The 19,623-nt window shown below is 32.3% G+C and carries 22 protein-coding genes and 1 tRNA gene; 12 read left to right on the forward strand and 11 right to left on the reverse strand.

Translation table 11 applies throughout. The annotated features are described in order from the left end of the window. Window position 1 precedes the first annotated feature (1 nt). Both AB3211_RS04705 and AB3211_RS04710 read right to left on the reverse strand, forming a co-directional pair. The gene (locus AB3211_RS04705; protein ID WP_367363768.1) at window positions 2-133 is read right to left on the reverse strand and encodes a hypothetical protein; all 132 of its coding nucleotides are present in this window, start codon (window positions 131-133) and stop codon (window positions 2-4) included. A gap of 188 nt (window positions 134-321) precedes the next feature. Further along, complete coding sequence (locus AB3211_RS04710) at window positions 322-507, reverse strand: type II toxin-antitoxin system prevent-host-death family antitoxin (protein ID WP_367363769.1); 186 nt, start codon at window positions 505-507, stop codon at window positions 322-324. Between the two features lie 485 nt (window positions 508-992). Between AB3211_RS04710 and AB3211_RS04715 the strand changes: the two genes are divergently transcribed. Both AB3211_RS04715 and AB3211_RS04720 read left to right on the forward strand, forming a co-directional pair. Beyond that, the gene (locus AB3211_RS04715) at window positions 993-1,271 is read left to right on the forward strand and encodes an IS110 family transposase (RefSeq protein WP_367363770.1); all 279 of its coding nucleotides are present in this window, start codon (window positions 993-995) and stop codon (window positions 1,269-1,271) included. Window positions 1,272-1,473: 202 nt separating this feature from the next. Continuing rightward, window positions 1,474-2,697, forward strand: coding sequence for an IS256 family transposase (locus AB3211_RS04720; RefSeq protein WP_367363661.1), 1,224 nt, complete (start codon window positions 1,474-1,476; stop codon window positions 2,695-2,697). 4 nt (window positions 2,698-2,701) lie between these two features. Here AB3211_RS04720 and AB3211_RS04725 read toward each other — a convergent pair whose 3' ends face one another. Continuing rightward, the gene (locus tag AB3211_RS04725; RefSeq protein ID WP_367363771.1) at window positions 2,702-3,349 is read right to left on the reverse strand and encodes an HD domain-containing protein; all 648 of its coding nucleotides are present in this window, start codon (window positions 3,347-3,349) and stop codon (window positions 2,702-2,704) included. A 32-nt stretch (window positions 3,350-3,381) separates the two neighbouring features. Beyond that, window positions 3,382-4,272, reverse strand: coding sequence for an IS982 family transposase (locus AB3211_RS04730; protein WP_367363772.1), 891 nt, complete (start codon window positions 4,270-4,272; stop codon window positions 3,382-3,384). Between the two features lie 510 nt (window positions 4,273-4,782). Between AB3211_RS04730 and AB3211_RS04735 the strand changes: the two genes are divergently transcribed. Next, window positions 4,783-6,108: an MFS transporter gene (locus AB3211_RS04735; RefSeq protein ID WP_367363773.1), complete on the forward strand. Its 1,326-nt coding sequence runs from the start codon at window positions 4,783-4,785 to the stop codon at window positions 6,106-6,108. Here AB3211_RS04735 and AB3211_RS04740 read toward each other — a convergent pair. Beyond that, a complete protein-coding gene (locus AB3211_RS04740) occupies window positions 6,059-6,691 on the reverse strand; it encodes an HD domain-containing protein (protein ID WP_367363774.1) in 633 nt (210 codons plus the stop codon). The two genes, AB3211_RS04735 and AB3211_RS04740, sit on opposite strands and share 50 nt — an antisense overlap. A 136-nt stretch (window positions 6,692-6,827) precedes the next feature. On the opposite strand from AB3211_RS04740, the gene AB3211_RS04745 reads away from it, so the two are divergent. Beyond that, a complete protein-coding gene (locus AB3211_RS04745) occupies window positions 6,828-7,718 on the forward strand; it encodes an IS982 family transposase (protein ID WP_367363772.1) in 891 nt (296 codons plus the stop codon). 580 nt (window positions 7,719-8,298) lie between these two features. Further along, on the forward strand, window positions 8,299-9,630 hold the full coding sequence (locus tag AB3211_RS04750; protein WP_367363775.1) for an MFS transporter: 1,332 nt from the start codon (window positions 8,299-8,301) through the stop codon (window positions 9,628-9,630). On the opposite strand, the gene AB3211_RS04755 is transcribed toward AB3211_RS04750, so the two are convergent. Together AB3211_RS04755 and AB3211_RS04760 are read right to left on the reverse strand one after the other, a co-directional pair. Next, window positions 9,563-10,267 (reverse strand): HD domain-containing protein, encoded by a 705-nt coding sequence (locus tag AB3211_RS04755; RefSeq protein WP_367363776.1) that lies wholly within the window; start codon window positions 10,265-10,267, stop codon window positions 9,563-9,565. The genes AB3211_RS04750 and AB3211_RS04755 overlap by 68 nt on opposite strands. Window positions 10,268-10,450: 183 nt before the next feature. Beyond that, a complete protein-coding gene (locus AB3211_RS04760; RefSeq protein WP_367363777.1) occupies window positions 10,451-10,684 on the reverse strand; it encodes a hypothetical protein in 234 nt (77 codons plus the stop codon). Between the two features lie 83 nt (window positions 10,685-10,767). Here AB3211_RS04760 and AB3211_RS04765 point away from each other — a divergent pair, with 83 nt between their 5' ends. From AB3211_RS04765 to AB3211_RS04780, 4 genes are all read left to right on the forward strand, one after another. Then, entirely contained in the window at window positions 10,768-10,896 is a 129-nt protein-coding gene (locus AB3211_RS04765; protein ID WP_367363778.1) for a hypothetical protein, read from the forward strand. Between the two features lie 317 nt (window positions 10,897-11,213). After that, window positions 11,214-11,390: a hypothetical protein gene (locus AB3211_RS04770; RefSeq protein ID WP_367363779.1), complete on the forward strand. Its 177-nt coding sequence runs from the start codon at window positions 11,214-11,216 to the stop codon at window positions 11,388-11,390. Window positions 11,391-11,405: 15 nt separating this feature from the next. After that, complete coding sequence (locus AB3211_RS04775) at window positions 11,406-11,669, forward strand: hypothetical protein (protein WP_367363780.1); 264 nt, start codon at window positions 11,406-11,408, stop codon at window positions 11,667-11,669. 619 nt (window positions 11,670-12,288) lie between these two features. Beyond that, window positions 12,289-13,845, forward strand: coding sequence for a recombinase family protein (locus AB3211_RS04780; RefSeq protein WP_367363781.1), 1,557 nt, complete (start codon window positions 12,289-12,291; stop codon window positions 13,843-13,845). Here AB3211_RS04780 and AB3211_RS04785 read toward each other — a convergent pair. Beyond that, window positions 13,816-13,892: transfer RNA gene (locus tag AB3211_RS04785), tRNA-Arg, on the reverse strand. The two genes, AB3211_RS04780 and AB3211_RS04785, sit on opposite strands and share 30 nt — an antisense overlap. A gap of 443 nt (window positions 13,893-14,335) precedes the next feature. Between AB3211_RS04785 and AB3211_RS04790 the strand changes: the two genes are divergently transcribed. After that, window positions 14,336-14,917, forward strand: a complete 582-nt coding sequence (locus tag AB3211_RS04790; RefSeq protein ID WP_367363782.1) for an IS110 family transposase — start codon at window positions 14,336-14,338, stop codon at window positions 14,915-14,917. Window positions 14,918-14,956: 39 nt separating this feature from the next. Here the strand turns inward: AB3211_RS04790 and AB3211_RS04795 are convergent, their stop codons facing one another. Beyond that, entirely contained in the window at window positions 14,957-15,181 is a 225-nt protein-coding gene (locus AB3211_RS04795) for a hypothetical protein (RefSeq protein ID WP_367363783.1), read from the reverse strand. Window positions 15,182-15,240: 59 nt separating this feature from the next. On the opposite strand from AB3211_RS04795, the gene AB3211_RS04800 reads away from it, so the two are divergent. After that, a complete protein-coding gene (locus AB3211_RS04800; protein WP_367363784.1) occupies window positions 15,241-16,410 on the forward strand; it encodes an IS256 family transposase in 1,170 nt (389 codons plus the stop codon). Window positions 16,411-16,477: 67 nt separating this feature from the next. Here AB3211_RS04800 and AB3211_RS04805 read toward each other — a convergent pair whose 3' ends face one another. Then, window positions 16,478-17,464: a hypothetical protein gene (locus AB3211_RS04805; protein WP_367363785.1), complete on the reverse strand. Its 987-nt coding sequence runs from the start codon at window positions 17,462-17,464 to the stop codon at window positions 16,478-16,480. A gap of 319 nt (window positions 17,465-17,783) precedes the next feature. Here AB3211_RS04805 and AB3211_RS04810 point away from each other — a divergent pair, with 319 nt between their 5' ends. After that, window positions 17,784-18,293 carry a DUF805 domain-containing protein gene (locus tag AB3211_RS04810; protein WP_367363786.1) on the forward strand — a complete coding sequence of 170 codons (510 nt, stop codon included), beginning with the start codon at window positions 17,784-17,786 and terminating at the stop codon, window positions 18,291-18,293. Between the two features lie 51 nt (window positions 18,294-18,344). On the opposite strand, the gene nuoF is transcribed toward AB3211_RS04810, so the two are convergent. Continuing rightward, entirely contained in the window at window positions 18,345-19,610 is a 1,266-nt protein-coding gene (gene nuoF, locus AB3211_RS04815; RefSeq protein WP_367363787.1) for an NADH-quinone oxidoreductase subunit NuoF, read from the reverse strand. Window positions 19,611-19,623: the final 13 nt, after the last annotated feature.

The raw sequence follows: 19,623 nt of genomic DNA on the forward strand, positions 1-19,623 counted from the left end.
TTTACCGTAATTCTTTATTATCCGCCACAAATAAGGTCTCTTTTATATCTTCCCAATCCTCAAATGAAATTAAAACTGCCTTGTTTCTTTTACCTTTTATCGTTGCCGGTTCATGACTTATACCATTTCCCATTATTAACTACGCTATTTAGCACTACAGTTGTAGTACTAATGTCAAAACGATGTCATCCCAGCGAAAGCTGGGATCTAAAAAAATAAGCCTGAAAGACTATTAAGTAATATAGATCCCTGCCTTCGTAGGGATGACATCGGTAGTGGCTAAACTTGCATTTATAGCAACTAACGATTGTGACTTTTAAATTACCCTGCAGAAATTGCAAGTTTTAATACTTGTTCTTTAAAAGATTCTAATTCTTGAAACTCTTTATCAGAAACTATTACAGCTATAGGCTTGCCATTTCTACTAATGCTGATAGGTTCTGTTTGCACTTTGATAAGTAATACACCAAACTCACGTTTTGCTTCAGTTGCATTTAATTGTTCCATGATAATAATTATTTTAACTTCAGTTCGATATAAGAATTAATAATTCTTATATCGAACTGGCTTTGTTATAAGGAAAAATGCACTCTTGAAGCGGCTGACGCGAGTGCATTTTAACTTTTTTCATCATTCAATATGTGATTTTAATAATTAAAATCACATATTGAATGGAGTGTTATATTTTAACAATCAGGTGGACAGCCGCTTCAAACCTGATTGTTTCTATATATAACACGAAAGTTCGATGTAACAAGTTACATCGAATTCATACAATAAAAAAGCCATGATAAATATAACGTGATCAGTTATATATAGTGGTAGGATGGGTAAACTGTATCTCGAATTGAAGCTTTGAATTTTAAAGACTTCGTACCTGAGCAAAGACCCATCCTGTTTGGATAAAGACTACGAACGGATGTCAGAAGGTTTAAACCTTGCGTATGAGTATGTAGCGTATCCTATTATTAATATAAATCATGAGGCTCTATATGGCAACAACTTATATTGGTGTGGACGTTAGTAAAAAAACTTTAAGTATCTATATACCAGCTACTAACAAGGCTTTTGAAGTTACCAATGATCAACAAGGCTTTACTACTATGCTTAGCACCATTAATAAACACTATACTGCCTTATCTGAATTAAATGTTGTCTTTGAACCTACTGGTGGATATGAACATAATTTAAGAGAATTTTTAAAAATAAATAAATTGCCTTTTGCTACAGTACACCCTAATAAAGTGCGTAGTTACGTTAATTCGGGATAAGGATTAGTAAAAATAGCAGACATATATACACTACGAAGAGCAATTAATGTATGAATTCACAGAAATGCAATTTATACATATCCAAAATCTTGTATTAGTTATAGCTAAAGCATTTTTACTAATCCTTATCCGGCTCTGTCCAAAAAACTGTGTAAATTTCGAAATAGGTTATATATAAAAGTATAACAAAAAAGGAAATTACATGAATAAAAAAACTAATGAATCAATAAAGCAAGCAGTAGATTTATTAATAGATAATGATACAGATGTAAGTACAATACTGAAAGAAGGAGGTTTATTAAAAGAATTGACCAAACGTTTAATAGAGAAGGCACTGCAGTCAGAAATGAATAATCATCTAGGCTATGATAAATACAGTTGTGCAGATAATGATAATGCTCGTAATGGTATAACTAGCAAAAAACTGATCTCCGAACATGGAGCTGTAGAAATAGAAGTACCAAGGGATAGGCATAATACCTTTGAACCCGCAATACTACCAAAACGCCAGAAACGTTTTGATGGTTTTGACGATAAAGTACTATCATTATATGCTAAAGGCATGAGTATATCTGATATTAAGATTCAGTTACAGGAGTTATACAGTGTTGAAATAAGTGAAGGCTTAATCAGCCAAATTACTGATGATGTAATGGATGAGGTTAAAGCTTGGCAGAGTCGACCATTAGAAGAGATATATCCGATAGTATTTTTTGATTGTTTAGTAGTAAAAGTCAGGCAAGATAAAAGGATAATCAATAAGGCAGTATATGTTGCATTAGGAATTGATTTATCTGGTAAAAAAGATATATTGGGATTATGGATCAGTGAAAATGAAGGGGCAAAATTTTGGCTCGGTAATTTTACCGAAATGAAAAATAGAGGGCTAAAAGATATACTGATTGCCTGTAGCGATAATCTTACTGGTATGTCTGAGGCAATAGAAGCAGTTTATCCAAAAACAGAACATCAATTGTGTATTGTACATCAGATTAGAAATAGTTTAAAATATGTGTCGTATAAAGATAGGAAGCAACTGTCTAGCGATTTAAAGCCGATATATACTGCAGTAACGGAAGAACAAGCCCATTTAGCTTTAGTATCTTTTGAAGAAAAATGGAATAAACAATATCCACAAATTGCCAAATCATGGTATAATAATTGGGACAATCTAATGATTTTTCTAGGGTATCCTGAGTCAATTAGAAAGGTAATTTATACAACTAATTCAGTTGAATCTGTCAATAGTCAATTGCGTAAAGTAACAAATAATAAGCGGGTTTTTCCTAATGATAATGCTGTTTTTAAAAGTTTATATTTGACAATTGACTATATGACCAAAAAATGGACTATGCCCATTCCAAACTGGAATGAAGCTATGGCTCATTTGATGGTTAAATTTGAGGATAGGCTTAACAAAATTTAATGACCTATTTTTTCGAATTTACACAGTTTTTTGGACAGAGCCGATTATTTTGCTTCTGCAGTTCAGAGGGGTTCAGATTAACACATAGATATTGTTGACAAAGTTTTATTAGTTCTTGCTCTACTCTTGGTATTTCCAAATATGCACAAAGTGTTATAAAATGTCCTATTGTCTCTTGAATTATCTTCTTAGCTTTTTCCGGTGATTTAGCTCCTAGAGTTTGCAAGTTATGTTTTCTGTCAAGAACTTTAATCAATGCTACATCATATTTTTTTTGCTGAATTAATAAATCTAGTGTTTCCGCTGAGCTAATCTTGCCATAAGGTTTAACCCTAGTCAAATCTTCTACTTGACTAGCCACTTGATTGCCAAAAATATAGGCAATCATGGGTTCGGTCAGTTTTGTATCTTCAATGGTATCGTGCAGTAATGCGGTAACAATCATGTCGGTTCTAAACAATCGTGGAATTTCTAGGGTTGTGTACTGGGCAACCATATAAGCCACTTCAATCGGATGCGAGTAATATGGCTCACCGGATTGTCTCATTTGACTGCCATGATATTTTTTAGCATAGTAGATGCCTTTTTTTACTACATCAATGTCTATTGGTTGCTTTACTTTTGTATTTAGCAAAATTAATTCATTAAGCAACCTCTCAGCATATGAACAAAACTGGTATTACGTCAATTCGGGATAAGGATATTGAGAACATGTAGATTAAAATCAAATTTTGTTGAAGGTTTATTTTTCTTTAATGAATAAGCAACAAGAGTAGATAATATATGGACAAAGGCATTTATTGGTGATCTATGTCTAGTATGTTCAAGGTTCATTTTATTTTTTAGATAATCAAAAACTGTTTCAATTAAGTTACGCTTTCGAAGTAAGATTTTTTCTTTCAAATCCATTAATTTATTTTCCATATTCTTCTTAATTCCATGAATCATTTTTAAGCCTCTTTCATATAAATTTAAGAACAAATTTTGCTTAATATAACCTTTATCAGCTGCTATAATTCCAGTTAATCTTTTTGTTAACTCCGGTACTGGAACCCTATCATCTACATTGCCTTTGGTCACTTTTAATGCCATAAACTCCCCTTTATTATTGATTATTACATGTAATTTAAAACCATAAAAATACCCCATAGAGGATTTACTATGTTTGGCTAATCCTTTAAAAACTTTATTGCTATAACGCCTTTTATTGTGACAAGCTTTAATCGTTGTAGAGTCAATAAAATAAATACCTGTTTCCTCACCAAACAACAAATGAATCAACATATTTAGCGGTATGAATAATCGTGCCATTAATTCAACAAATCTATTATAACTCAAGGCTTTAGGGAAATCATCCTTATGCATGCACTCTATATAACTTTTATAGAAAAATTTAAAATTCTTAGCATAGGATGTATGAAACATAATTATTATTGTTAACATTTCACTTAAACTCATGCTACAACAGCGATTTCTCTGCTTATTTGATGGTAATAACTTTCTCTGTTCATACTCCAAATAAATTTTACAAAAATCATCTATAAAACTATATAATTCTGTGATATCTTTTTTCATGCCTGTAGTTTGTTTTTTTGTTTAAAAATATAAATACTGCAGGCACTCCTTTTTGACAATCCTTTTATCTATTACTATTTCATCTATATCTTATCCCGAACTGACGTGTATTGTGAATTATCCCAATAGTTAATATCTTCCATAAAAATCATAATATTTTAATTATAAAGTTATAATAAACTAAGATTTTTATTACTCAAAGCATTAACTACTTTTGATTTTTAAAAAGATACAATATTTTCTAATCTTGTTGTAAAATTACAGTTTCTTATCCATAAAAGTAATATCCAATAATTCGCTAACATGCTATGCAGTTTTGATAGTCAACATCTCTTTGATCTTAAGCCTATATTTTTACCAAATATCTCTTTTTCCCTTTCTAATTTATTTATAGAAATGTGATATTGTTACAACTAAGATTTATTATTTCAATTTTCTGTATTATTTTTTCTTGCTATCGTTCAACCAAATCATCAATATCTATAAACTAATAAATATATAAGGTGATAAATGCTAGGAAATTATAAAGAACAAATAAGCTTAACAAAAGAACAGAAAGAAGCGGTTGGGTTATTATCAATCGGTAGTTTTTTGGAATATTTTGACTTGATGCTTTATGTACATATGGCAATATTGATGAATGAGTTGTTTTTTCCAAAAACTGATCCTCATACGACAAATCTTCTTGCAGCTACTGCCGTTTGTTCGACATTTGTCTTACGTCCCATAGGTGCTTTGATTTTTGGCTGGATTGGGGATAATATTGGACGTAAAACAACAGTAGTGATAACAACTTTTATGATGGCGATTTCATGTTTTATTATAGCTGTTTTACCTACTTATGAACAAATAGGAGCTACTGCTGCTTGGTTAATGACAATGTGCCGTATTATGCAAGGTGTGTCTTCTATGGGAGAAGTGGTAGGAGCAAAACTCTATTTAACAGAACTTATTCAAAAATCACCCATGCAATATTTTGTGGTAGCATTAATAATGGTAAGTGTAAGTTTAGGTGGAGTATGTGCCTTAGCTATTGCTTCTTTATTTACTAGTTATGGTTTTAACTGGCGTATGGCCTTCTTGGTTGGAACAGGCATTGCTATGATTGGTGCAATAGCAAGAACAGCACTTAGAGAAACGCCAGAATTTGCTGACGCGAAACGACGGATAAAAAAAACTTTCGAAGAGTTTACTATAAATACAAAATCATTAGTTGCTAATCCTGTTATTCAAGAAAAAGTTAGTAAAAAAACTGCAATATCATATTTTTTTATGGAACTAGGACAACCTGTGTGGTTTTATTTTATTTATATCTATTGTAGCAATAGTATGAAGAATTCTTTTAATTTTGATGCTGGTCAAGTTATTCATCACAATTTCTTAGTTTCTATGGTAGACCTACTAGTAGTTATCACACTTACATTTTTAGCCTATAAGGTACATCCTTTAAAAATTTTAAAAACACAGTCAATAATATTTTTTGGCTTGGTTTTAGTATATCCACTTCTCCTAAATAATATTAATACTGTACAAGGTATATTTATAATTCAAGCACTAACAGCTGTATTTGCCCCTAGTACATTCCCAGCTAATCCTATTTTTTATAGAGCCTTCCCTATTTTTAAACGTTTTAGTTACGCTAGCTTTACATTTGCTATATCCCGTGCATTAATGTCTGTAGTGACTTCTTTTGGAATTGTTTACCTTATAGAATATTTGGGTAATTATGGGCTGTTAGTTGTCATGCTCCCCATAATCACATTATATGGGATTGGGTTATTACATTTCATAAATCTAGAGAAGGTAACTGGTAGTTATGACTCGACTGTAACTTGATACCTAGACTATTTTTACAAAGTGTAATTATGTCATTGCTTATTTGTGGCATTTCAAGGTAGGTAGAGATTATTATAAAATGTTCTATAGTCTCCTCAATGATTTTCTTTACTTTCTCTAGAGATTTAGCCCCAATTGTTTGCAAGTTATGCTTTCTATCAAAAAGTTTAATCAGTGCTACATCATGTTTTTTTTGTTGAAATAATATATTTAATGTTTCTGCCGAACTAATCTTGCCATGAGGCTTAACCCTAGTCAAATCTTGCACTTGACTAGCCACTTGACTAGCCACTTGACTGCCAAAGATATAGGCAATCATAGGTTCGGTCAGTTTTGTATCTTCAATGGTATCGTGCAGTAATGCGGTAACAATCATGTCAGTTCTGAAATATTTTGGAATTTTTAGGGCTGTGTACTGGGCAACCATATAAGCCACCTCTATTGGATGCGAATAATACGGTTCGCCGGATTGTCTCATTTGACTGCCATGATATTTTTTAGCATAGTAGATGCCTTTTTTTACTACATCAATGTCTATTGGTTGCTTTACTTTTGTATTTAGCAAAATTAATTCATTAAGCAACCTCTCAGCATATGAACAAAACTGGTATTACGTCAGTTCGGGATAAGATATAGATGAAATAGTAATAGATAAAAGGATTGTCAAAAAGGAGTGCCTGCAGTATTTATATTTTTAAACAAAAAAACAAACTACAGGCATGAAAAAAGATATCACAGAATTATATAGTTTTATAGATGATTTTTGTAAAATTTATTTGGAGTATGAACAGAGAAAGTTATTACCATCAAATAAGCAGAGAAATCGCTGTTGTAGCATGAGTTTAAGTGAAATGTTAACAATAATAATTATGTTTCATACATCCTATGCTAAGAATTTTAAATTTTTCTATAAAAGTTATATAGAGTGCATGCATAAGGATGATTTCCCTAAAGCCTTGAGTTATAATAGATTTGTTGAATTAATGGCACGATTATTCATACCGCTAAATATGTTGATTCATTTGTTGTTTGGTGAGGAAACAGGTATTTATTTTATTGACTCTACAACGATTAAAGCTTGTCACAATAAAAGGCGTTATAGCAATAAAGTTTTTAAAGGATTAGCCAAACATAGTAAATCCTCTATGGGGTATTTTTATGGTTTTAAATTACATGTAATAATCAATAATAAAGGGGAGTTTATGGCATTAAAAGTGACCAAAGGCAATGTAGATGATAGGGTTCCAGTACCGGAGTTAACAAAAAGATTAACTGGAATTATAGCAGCTGATAAAGGTTATATTAAGCAAAATTTGTTCTTAAATTTATATGAAAGAGGCTTAAAAATGATTCATGGAATTAAGAAGAATATGGAAAATAAATTAATGGATTTGAAAGAAAAAATCTTACTTCGAAAGCGTAACTTAATTGAAACAGTTTTTGATTATCTAAAAAATAAAATGAACCTTGAACATACTAGACATAGATCACCAATAAATGCCTTTGTCCATATATTATCTACTCTTGTTGCTTATTCATTAAAGAAAAATAAACCTTCAACAAAATTTGATTTTAATCTACATGTTCTCAATATCCTTATCCCGAATTGACGTGTATTGTGAATTATCCCAATAGTTAATATCTTCCATAAAAACCATAATATTTTAATTATAAAGTTATAATAAACTAAAATTTTTATTGCTCAAAGCATTTACTACTTTTTATTTTTAAAAAGATACAATATTTTCTAATCTTGTTGTAAAATTACAGTTTCTTATCCATAAAAGTAATATCCAATAATTCGCTAACATGCTATGCAGTTTTGATATTCAACATCTCTTTGATCTTAAGCCTATATTTTTACCAAATATCTCTTTTTCCCCATTCTAATTTATTTATAGAAATGTGATATTGTTACAACCAAGATTTATTATTTCAATTTTCTGTATTATTTTTTCTTGCTATCGTTCAACCAAATCATCAATATATATATGTTATATCTCAATTCTATAGTAAGACATTGGTTTAATAACCTAGGGTGTCACCCCTGCGTAAGCAGGGGTCTAAAGAAATAGACAGGAAGGGTGCTTTAGACATTCTAGATTCCCGCCTTCGCGGGAATGACATTAACCCTAGCGGGAATGACATGTAAGACATTGGTTATTATATAAATATATAAAAGGTGAAAAAATGATAGGATATCAGCAAGAACAAAGAAGCCTAACTAGAGAACAAAAAGAAGCAGTTGGATTGCTTTCAATAGGAACATTCCTTGAATATTTTGATTTGATGCTTTATGTGCATATGGCTGTACTGTTGAATGAGTTGTTTTTTGAGCCTACTGATCCTAAGACAGCCTCTGTAATGTCAGCATTTGCCTTTTGTTCCACTTATGTTTTACGTCCATTTGGGGCTTTGCTATTTGGTTGGATAGGAGATAATTATGGCCGTAAGCATACTGTTGTCATAACAACTTTTATGATGTCGATTTCTTGTATTGCTATGGCTAATTTACCAACTTATGCTCAAATAGGTATTACTGCCTCTTGGTTGGTTACAATATGCCGTATAGCTCAAGGTCTATCTTCCATGGGGGAAGTAGTAGGAGCCGATATTTACGTTATTGAAATCACCAAGCCACCTATACAATACCCCGCTGTAATGGCAACTGGGTCAATTTGTAGTGCTTTAGGCGGAACTTTTGCATTAGGTATTGCATCACTTGTTATATCTAATGGTTTTAATTGGCGCAATGCTTTTTGGGTAGGAGCAGGAGTTGCAGTAATTGGAGCTGCTGCAAGAACAAGGCTTAGAGAAACTCCTGATTTTGTTGATGCAAAACGTAGGGTCAAACAAGCTGTAATCAAAACTAATCAAGATTCTAAAATTGTAGAAAAAAGTGCCATTTGGAAAGAAAAAGTTAACAATAAAACTGCCTTAGCTATATTTTTTATGCAATGTTCATGGCCAGTATGTTTTTATATTGCATATATATATTGTGGAAGTATTTTAAAAAATTCCTTTCACCTTAATGCAGAACAAATTATTCACCAAAATTTTATAGTATCGATGATACACTTCTGTAGTTTGTTAGTATTAACATATTTAAGCTATAAAATATACCCGTTAAAGATCTTAAAAATTAGACTAACAATATTCTTAATTTTTATTATATCTTGTCCATATTTACTAAATAACGCTGAATCAGCATTTGATATATTACTAATTCAAACGTTTATTACCGTATTTGGCACCACGGTAAATCCTGCAATACCACTCTGTTATAAGTATTTGCCTGTTTTTAAACGTTTTACCTACGCTAGTTTTGCATATGCTTTATCACGTGCTTTCATATATATAGTAACTTCTTTTTCACTTGTATATTGTACAAATTTCTTAGGTCATTGGGGAATTTTAGTCATTATAATTCCTGCATCTGTAGCTTTTATATATGCTATATATCATTTTGAAGAACTAGAGAAAGTAGATACTCATCACTTCCAAAGGGAAGAGGCTTTGTAGATTCCTTCCTAGTAAGGTCTATACAAAGTTGAATTATTTTGTTTTCTACATCTCTTGTTTCTAGGTGGGCAGCAAGAAGTATAAATGTACCTATAGTTTCTTCTACTATTTTTTTAATCTTTTCTGAAGATTTTACACCAACAGTTTCTAAATTGTGAATTCTATCAAAAAGTTTAATCAATGCTACATCATGTTTCTTTTGTTGAAATAATATATTTAATGTTTCCGCCGAGCTAATCTTGCCATGAGGCTTAACCCTAGTCAAGTCTTGCACTTGACTAGCTACTTGACTGCCAAAGATGTAAGCAATCATCTTTTCGGTAAGTGGTGTATCCTCAATGGTATCGTGTAGTAATGCAGTCACAATCATGTCTGTTCTGAAATATTGTGGAAGTTCTAGTGCTGTGTACTGGGCAACCATATACGCCACTTCAATCGGATGCGAGTAATATGGCTCGCCGGACTGTCTCATTTGACTGCCATGATATTTTTTAGCATAGTAGATGCCTTTTTTTACTACATCAATGTCTATTGGTTGCTTTACTTTTGTATTTAGCAAAATTAATTCATTAACCAACCTCTCAGCATATGCACAATACTGGTATTGTGAATTATCCCAATAATTTATCTCTTCCATAGAAAATCATAATATTTTTAATTATAAAGTTACAATAAACTAAAATTTTTATTACTCAAAGCATTTACTACTTTTTATTTTTAAAAATATGCATATTTTCTAATCTTGTTGTATAAATATACAGTTTCTTATCCATAAAAGTAATATCCAATAATTCGCTAACATGGGATATGTGGATGATGGTTAATACATCCCTAATTTCAGCTGGTATTTTAGCAACATCTCTTTTGTTGCCCTCCTAACTCGACTAATACTTAAACCGGTAATTTCAGAAATCTGCTTAGGTAAATATGAAAACTTGGCACGTAAATAAATACATTGAATCTTACGAAATGCTATCATATCTGAGGCTGATTTTAACAAAAATTCCATCCGACAAACTGTTTCTGATGGATAAACATATTGATAACCTGACATTAGCTTTTTTATTTTTATTCTATAACTTAAATTATACCATCTTCATTCTATATTGAAAGATAATTAGTATTAGGATAAAAGTAATGTACCATAACAAAATCACTGACTCAGAAGCTCATGAAGCTGCGAGAAACTTAATTGGCTTCTGTCAAGAAATTATTAATTACAAGATGAAAAAGAAAGAAAAGGAAGATAACGAAAATAACAATTAACGGTAAAAAAACTGTTATTGACTTTAGGGGAGTATAGTTTAAAATTAAAAATGAAGTAACTGCAAAGTTACTTTGGGGTGTAGAAACCTGTAATCCATTCATGGTAATCATCAGCCATTAAATGATGAATCCTCGACTTTCATGGTCGGGGAGATGCTAGCTATGTCCAGGGCTTAAGGTATTTACTTTAAGCCTAAAGTCTAGCGTAGCTGTTGAATGGCAGTTTTTCTAACTCCCCGATCGCCAAAGTAATCTATCAAGATTCTTTGGTGGTTAAACTAAATAACTTTAAGTTTAATCACAAAGGGGATACTGCTATGATATATTCAACAACTTTAGCTTCTGAAGCAATCATCTTTTTTGATCCGGCTTATGACCATCCTAAGGATCTGAAACTTAGAAATGATGTCATTACTACCAGCCAACAAGAAGGACTAACAGTAGTAGAAATTATCGAATCTAAAGGCTCTTATGATCATACCACTCTTGGTTAATTAATTCGCCGAGTAATGAGTTGCAATAATAAGCCTGTCACCATCCTAATTAACGAAAATCTGCGGCATAAAACAATTAATACACTACTTTGGGCTGTACTTGGTACTTTGTCATCTGCTAGCTTAATCACTGTTACTACTTACGAAAGATGCTATGAAGAAGTACTCTTGCAAAAGGTAAATATAGAGGATGATTATTTTTTATATGTTGCTGCTACTTATTGTCAAAGACACCATACATTTGGTAGTAAAAAATCAAATTTAAATATAGATGAATAATATCACCAATAAGGCAACTAAGGCTATTCTTCTAGCTTGTGTCTCATCAAAATAACAAGAAAAAGGCTACTCTATTAGCACAAAAATACTATCTGCAAGAATATTGCACTTGTAAAGGTCTAAAAATTCTGAGAATCTATTACTCGATGATCAAGTTTTTTGAAGAACTTATAAATACTAGGTTTTAAGGCAGCTTTTTAAATTATACTCAGCTACTTTAAACCATATCCTGCTATTATTATATTAATTACAAGAGTTTTTATCGTCTTAGAGTTAAGTAAATGGTACTTATTTTTTAGGAATCACTCTTAAAAGGCATAATTTTCTAATTATTTCCTGCTACTCAGAAAAAACTTGATTATCGAGTATTAGAAAAGTTGCACTGTTAAAAAAATTATCTGGATTTTCTAGACCTTAGTTCATTCTATTTTAAGAACATTATGTCAGACTAGTACAGCAAAGATGAAGGAGTTAATACTGAAAAAGAAATATTTTTTACTCTTGGCTCTAATACTAGGATAATTTAATGCAAACTCAACTGAACTTATGTGGTGCTTAATCTATCTTTAAATGCATAACGCTTTTAATTAAACAAAATTTATTATTGTTAAGGGGAAATATGACAGAAACAGCACAAAAAGCTACTAAAGCTATTTTACTTGCTCGCGTTTCAACAAAAGAACAAGAAGAAGGATACTCTATTGAAGCACAGAAATACCGATTGCAAGAATATTGTCTGCGTAAAGGTTTAGAAATTCTAAAGATATTTGAATTCTCGGAGTCATCAACAGTAGGTAATCGTAAAAAGTTTCAGGAAGCTATAGACTTTGCTAAAAAACAAAAAGAGGTTATAGCAGTAGTTGCAGATAAAGTTGATCGATTACAACGTAGTTATAAAGAAACACCTCTACTAAATGATCTAATTGAAAGAGCAAAAATCGAACTACATTTTTACACGGAAAATTGTATCATCCATAAGCATTCTACTTCGCAAGATAGGATGGTATGGAATATGTTTGTAATGATGGCTCAAAATTTCGTTGACAGTCTTAGAGATAACGTAAATCGTGCTATTGCCCAAAAACTACGCCAAGGAGAGTGGGTAAGTACTGCTCCCATTGGTTACTTGCATGTAACAAGTAGTAATAGTAGAGATCGAGGTAAGGGGAAAATAATAGTTGATCCTAACCGTGGTCCTTTGATTAAAAAAATATTTGAAACATATGCTACAGGTAGTCATACTCTACCTGAGATACTAAAGAAAACCAAAGAATGGGGACTACGCAATTCTAGAGGTAATCAAGATTATTTATGCCACTCTCATCTTTATTCTATTATTACAAATCCATTTTATTACGGGGTAATGAGATTACTAAAAACTAAAAAAGAATACCCGCATATTTATCCACCAATCATTAGTAAGGAGTTATTTGATGCTTGTCAAGCAGTACGCCTTGGTTGGAATAAAAAACCGTTTAAATATGGAGAGAAAGAGTATATATTTAGGGGGTTAATAAAATGTGCTGCCACTGGTCGAGTTGTTACTGCTGAAACCAAAAAGAAGACCTATGTTAATGGTCACACTGAAGAATGGATATATTTAAGAACTTGGGACTCAAATGAACCTGATAGGAGGATATACGTGAAAGAAGAAATAATACTACAAGAAGTAGAAAAAGTATTAGCAACACTCCATTTAGAGCCTGAATTGCGATCTGAAGTCATTGGTTATATTAAAAGCTCAGCAAAAATAGAGCAAGGTTTTCATAAAATGCGTATAGGAGAGCTACATACTGAGCATACTAAGATTAAAACTCGTATGGATAGGTTAACTGATTTATTTTTAGACGGTGATATTAGCAAGGAAGATCATGAAGAAAAACGTCAGAAATTAATACAAAAACGTGAAGATATCGTGAAAGAAATAGAAAACCATGATTATGCTAATGATAAATTTTCAGAATGCTTGGTTAACCTAGTAGAACTGGCTTCCGGAGCGTTAGAAACCTTTAAAGGTTCGACTACGGAGGGAAAACGTAAATTGATAAATTTAGTATTTACGAACCTAAAATTAAAAGACGGAAAGCTAGACTTTATGCTACGTCCACCGTTTGACGCATTCGTAAAATGCACTGAAATCGGAGAATGGCGCACCCTAGAGGATTCGAACCTCTGACCTACGGATTAGAAATCCGTTGCTCTATCCAGCTGAGCTAAGGGTGCGTATACTCAAATGATTTAGAGAATTGGAACGGAAAACAAGGGATGAACGAACGGAGCGTACATCTAGTACGTGAGTATGCGAAATCCCCGCAAGTATTTGCAAAAGCCAATTCTTCAAAGCAGAAGAGTATATATACAAAGATGCTTGTTTTATATCAGCTAAGGTGATCTTTTTCAAGTGCAAAAAATAATAACTTTTTCTCTAACATAACCTCAGTTCGATATAAGCACCAAACAAAATGCTGTGCATTATGTAAAAACATAAACAAACTTATATCTTAAAAACATGTTATAAGTAGTTGTAAGAGGGTGACTTGAAACAAGCTAGACTGAAATAGTCGTGAACAGAATAAGTACCCTCTATCGTTAAGTTTGCTTTGAACAAATTGCAGAAGGTACTGCAGTGCAGTAGCCTTGCACAATAAGATGAAGGAGATTATACTATGAAAAAAATAATAGGTCTAGATGTAAGTAAAAAATGGCTTGATGCATGTATATATGTATCAAACAATAAACCAATATATCAGCGTTTTGCAAATGATAATTTAGGTCATGAGGAATTTATAGAACTGACGAAAAATCAAGGAATTGAGCTAATAGTGTGTGAACCCACTGGAGGATACGAGGCTGAAATTTGCAAAAAATTATATAGTAATGGGCAACGAATTCATAAGGTAAATACTTATAATTTTAATTCATTTAGTAAGTCAGTAAATTTTTGTAAAACTGACAAACAAGATGCTTTTAAACTAGCGTATTACGGTGATAAAATGCAACTTACCGCAAATTACTTATATCAAGTTGAATCAGAAACTTTGAAGAGATATCAGCAAAGACGGGAAGATTTAGTATTGATGCTTAGTAATGAAAAAAAGAGGTTGCATAATAGCATTGATGGTATTGACAAAGAGAGCATAGAAAAACTGATTAAATTTTTGCAAAAGGAAATAGCGGAGCTTGATGAAAAATTAAATGAGCTGATAGATGGATCACATAAAAAATATTTAATTTTTTTAAAAAGATAATTGCTTATATCTTTTTCCTTACCCTTCCGAACAATGCACTTATGAAATTCCATTAGAAGAATCACCTATCATAACTATATCCCAACCACCTTCACTTATGCATTGTAAATTTGCTATATTATCATCAGCAAATCCCTGATCTAGCAATGAGGAAGGCACTATTGGTGTTAAAAGGTAATCTTTAAGGTTAATTATAGTATTGTGGGCTACCCTTTTAATTTCGTTTTTTGTGTTGTTAATAGCATCTATAGGGGCTCTGTCCAAAAAACTGTGTAAATTTCGAAATAGGTTATATATAAAAGTATAACAAAAAAGGAAATTACATGAATAAAAAAACTAATGAATCAATAAAGCAAGCAGTAGATTTATTAATAGATAATGATACAGATGTAAGTACAATACTGAAAGAAGGAGGTTTATTAAAAGAATTGACCAAACGTTTAATAGAGAAGGCACTGCAGTCAGAAATGAATAATCATCTAGGCTATGATAAATACAGTTGTGCAGATAATGATAATGCTCGTAATGGTATAACTAGCAAAAAACTGATCTCCGAACATGGAGCTGTAGAAATAGAAGTACCAAGGGATAGGCATAATACCTTTGAACCCGCAATACTACCAAAACGCCAGAAACGTTTTGATGGTTTTGACGATAAAGTACTATCATTATATGCTAAAGGCATGAGTATATCTGATATTAAGATTCAGTTACAGGAGTTATACAGTGTTGAAATAAGTGAAGGCTTAATCAGCCAAATTACTGATGATGTAATGGATGAGGTTAAAGCTTGGCAGAGTCGACCATTAGAAGAGATATATCCGATAGTATTTTTTGATTGTTTAGTAGTAAAAATCAGGCAAGATAAAAGGATAATCAATAAGGCAGTATATGTTGCATTAGGAATTGATTTATCTGGTAAAAAAGATATATTGGGATTATGGATCAGTGAAAATGAAGGGGCAAAATTTTGGCTCGGTAATTTTACCGAAATGAAAAATAGAGGGCTAAAAGATATACTGATTGCCTGTAGCGATAATCTTACTGGTATGTCTGAGGCAATAGAAGCAGTTTATCCAAAAACAGAACATCAATTGTGTATTGTACATCAGATTAGAAATAGTTTAAAATATGTGTCGTATAAAGATAGGAAGCAACTGTCTAGCGATTTAAAGCCGATATATACTGCAGTAACGGAAGAACAAGCCCATTTAGCTTTAGTATCTTTTGAAGAAAAATGGAATAAACAATATCCACAAATTGCCAAATCATGGTATAATAATTGGGACAATCTAATGATTTTTCTAGGGTATCCTGAGTCAATTAGAAAGGTAATTTATACAACTAATTCAGTTGAATCTGTCAATAGTCAATTGCGTAAAGTAACAAATAATAAGCGGGTTTTTGGACAGAGCCCTGTTATGCGCAAATTACTGGCTTTTATGCACTCTATTGTAAAAAATAATTCTTCCTGGAATGAAAATTTATGTTAAGTTACTATTTTTTTATTGACTTCCATTACGGATGCTCAGGTTATTTTAATTAATATGATTAAGTTAATTACAATGTCTTTTTCTTTTGGAATATTATATTATGCCAATCACTAAAAGTTTGATTCTCAGTTCTTGTTCGCACAAAATTATAGAATATTTTTAAGGTATTATAACGATCCCACTTCCATTGACAGCGATAATTTTGATCACTAGGCTTACAACTTGGTACTAACTTATAACCATTACTCACGGATTCTACATATGTTACCAAATCATCGAATGGTTGTAACTCACCAACTTCTTGTTGTTTTAACATCATAAGCTCAGCTGTAGCTGCCGTGGTACGACCATCTCCACCTAAGCAATGTAAATAAACCCATCGACTTGGATTTAATTTTAATTTTTGATCAAAAAGTGCTACCATTTTATCTAAATTATCACGATTGGGTTCTCGATGATCTAATGTGGTAATTCTATAATAATCAATATTCAAACCTGCCATTATATCAGCTTCAGTCTTAGTAGAAATAGGTATACAGATTGCTGGGTCCTTCTTTGTTGGCGTAGTCTTCAAATTATTTACATATATACTAAGTTGCTTGTAAGTTGGTAATATTGAACCAAAAAGATATTGCTCCCGTACTATAATTTCCTCTTGAGATTTATTAGCGTTGACGTCATCATATGGTAAACTGATAAAGGACACTGGGTTTAGGTCGTTGAATCCATGATACTCATTCCTTAAATCAACATCAATAATATCTGTTTTAGATCCAATAGCATTTTTAAATTGGTTAACACTAAATTGCCCACTGGCAATTATATTATATTGTTCGATATATCTAATATTTTTAGGAAGTAATTCTTGTAGTTTATTATGATTATTAAATTGGAAATATGCTAAATTTCCATTATTTAAATATTCTGATGGTAACATGTAAGTAATACAAGATGAACGACTACAGTATGATATAAGCAATAATAACCCCATTATACCAAATGCAATAATAAATTGAGATTTTCTACTTATGTTCAGACCTATTATTTTCTTCATTTATATGATACTAATTTGTTAACAGTAACAGAGCAATCTAATGCAAAAGACTTGGGTATTACTTCCTTCACTAATTAATTCTTTGATAGATAATCCATTTAGCTTCTTACCCTTACGAAAATCTTTTAGCTTTTCTATGATTTTTTCTACACTAATTTTATTAGACGAATTTTATTTCATATAGTTAAGGATAATTGATTTAATATATTAGTTTATATATACTTGTTTGCGAAGTCTAGCATACATTTCTTATAAGACAAATCAATCAAATGTTATAATTAGGCATACGAATTATTTAACTTAAACCTTGTTGGTATTTATGTTGATCATTAAGAAAATAATAAATCAAGGACATGCAGTTTTTGGATACTCTAATTTTTATGAAGCCATAATACTAGGTTTTCGAAACTTTTTTAATTATACTGGTAGAGCTAGTAGGGCCGAATTTTGGTGGTGGCACTTGTTTACGGTTCTTATGTTTGTTTTATTTGCTAATGTTACTAACATTATAGGCATCCTAATAGGTTATGATCGACCTTTTTCAGCAGTTATCTTACCACTTATATTCGCTATTTTGCTGTCATGGTTGTTCATAAGGATTCGACGTTTACATGATATTGACTTAAGCGGTTTGTGGTTATTAATTGGTATTATACCCCTCATTGGTCTACTTCTCCAAATATATTGGTATTGTAAAAAAGGAGATGTGTTGTCAAACCACTTTGGAAGTCCCAGCAAAATTGGTAATCCCGTACTATTTGATAAGTTCTTGTGGACTTTTATTATTTGTTGTGTAATTGCAGTATATTTGCGAAAACTACTTGAATGAATACCTTATACTACTACAATTTTATAGATATTTATAAAAGATATACCACCACTAAACCCCTTGCCGAGCTAGCCTTTCTTCAATCTCATGACGGAAATGACGAATTAACCCTTGAATAGGCCAAGCAGCAGCGTCTCCAAGGGCACAAATAGTACGTCCTTCGATCATTTTTGTAACGTCCAGTAACTGATCTATTTCATCTATTTTTGCCTGACCGCGTACCAGTCGCATCATAACTCGCCACATCCAGCCTGTACCTTCTCGACAGGGACTACACTGACCGCAAGATTCATGCATGTAGAATTTACTAAGCCTAGCAATAGCGTAAATAATATCCGTAGAATTATCCATAACAATGACCCCACCAGTTCCGAGTGCCGAACCAGCTGCCCTTAAACTATCAAAATCCATTGCAACATCCTGACATAATGACTTTGGTAGCAACGGTACTGATGAGCCACCTGGGATAATAGCTTTCAGATTACTCCATCCACCCCGTACACCTCCGGCATATCTCTCAATCAACTCCTTTAAAGGTACGCCCATGGCTTCTTCAACATTACATGGCTTATTTACATGACCAGAAATACAGAAAATCTTCGTTCCGGTATTATTAGGCTTACCGATTCCAGCAAACCAATCAGCTCCACGCCGGAGTATAGTAGGCACAACGGCAATTGATTCAACATTATTAATAGTTGTTGGGCAACCATATAGGCCGAAATTAGCCGGGAATGGTGGCTTTAATCTAGGGAAGCCCTTGTTGCCCTCTAAACTCTCGAGCAGAGCTGTTTCCTCACCGCAAATATACGCCCCAGCCCCTCTATGCAAATGAATATCAAGATGATATCCTGTATCACAAGCATTACTGCCTATAAAACCGGCATCATAAGCTTCATCTATAGCACGCTGTACATTGGAGGATTCGTTATAAAATTCACCACGAATATATATATAACAAGTATGTGCGTTAATAGCAAAGCTAGCGAGCAAACAACCTTCAATTAATTTATGTGGCTCATACCTCAAAATATCACGATCCTTGCACGTACCAGGTTCTGATTCATCAGCATTAACCACTAGGTAACTAGGCTTTGGATGGTCTTTAGGCATGAACGACCATTTGATGCCAGTCGAAAATCCAGCACCACCCCGTCCTCGCAGACCTGATTTTTTTACTTCATCAATTATCCATTCTCTACCTTTAATAATAAAATCTTTTGTATTATCCCAATCTCCACGTTGCTTACTACTTATTATATCATATTTTTCCTGCCCACTAAGATTAGAAAAAATTTTATCGCTAATTTGTAACATAATTAACTCTTAG

Origin of the sequence: Candidatus Tisiphia endosymbiont of Nedyus quadrimaculatus (genome assembly GCF_964059235.1) — a bacterium.
Classification (GTDB): Bacteria; Pseudomonadota; Alphaproteobacteria; order Rickettsiales; family Rickettsiaceae; genus Tisiphia.